1 protein-coding gene is annotated in these 980 nt (G+C 36.7%); it reads left to right on the top strand.

Features of this window, described 5'->3' with window-relative positions; all coding sequences use genetic code 11:
- On the top strand, positions 1 to 891 hold an 891-nt coding region (locus QI30_RS18850; RefSeq protein WP_233600640.1), incomplete at its 5' end, for a helix-turn-helix domain-containing protein.
- Between the last annotated feature and the right edge of the window lie 89 nt (positions 892 to 980).

The raw sequence follows: 980 nt of genomic DNA, 5'->3' as shown, positions 1-980 counted from the left end.
AATGAAATTAAATGGCTGACAATGTACATAACAAGGGAACTAACTGGTCAATTGATTGATTTAGGAGCGGATTACCAAACTTGTACACTGGAACGAGTATTTAGATTGCCTTATACATTGAATAAAAAAGAGGGTTATCCCACAAAGCTAGTAACGGCTGAAATTTGGAATCGTAGAGAATGGCATCTTAATGAATTGATGGATTATGTGAAGCCGTATAAGCCAATGAAAAAGCGTTCTAAATTGCGTACAGTAACACCATTAAAGGGGTATAAAAAAGGCACACGCACGCTTACACAAATGAACATGGCACGTGCGAATGACATTTTAAATCTTGTACATATCCGAAATGGAGAAATTGAGAATCGTAACATCTTAACGTATGATTATGCATTTGCTCTGACGCTAGGAAGCGATATGAGCCATTTAGAAGTCCTTACAGCGACTTTTCAGCTTGATATTAGTTTCACATCTTCACAGAAGAAAAACGTCCTCAAAACGACTGTAAAGAGTGCATATGAGCGAGCTACAAAGTTTTGGAGAGCATATGAAGAGAATAATTACAGTATGAGAGGTTTAGACAGTAATTTAGTTAAACCTAAACAGACACGTACAATCATACGCCAGCAGGCCATTACAGCAGCAGAAATGGAATTTTTAGAGGTATTGATTGGCAAAGAGGAAAAAGAGCGTAGACGTACTGATAAGCGTCGAGATCAAGGGCAAAAATCAATGGAACAATATAATGCTGAACGAGCACAAAAGGTTAATAGTAACCTTGAAAAATTACGTAAACTTAAAGAAAAGTATCCAAAAGCATCACAGCGTAAACTAGCTGAAATGATGGGTGTATCCAAAAGCTATATTAATAAGCTGATTAAAGAGTTATAAAAGTGTCCACTGACCTTGCTCGTAAACATATTAAATACTATCTATGGACGTTGTACTGCACTGGTATGTTGTGTGTAACAGCGTCTTTT

Source organism: Candidatus Kurthia intestinigallinarum, from assembly GCF_003991225.1.
Classification (GTDB): Bacteria; Bacillota; Bacilli; order Bacillales_A; family Planococcaceae; genus Kurthia; species Kurthia populi.
The sequence above is the reverse complement of the archived record's forward strand: the minus strand, read 5'-3'. Positions and strand labels throughout refer to the sequence as shown.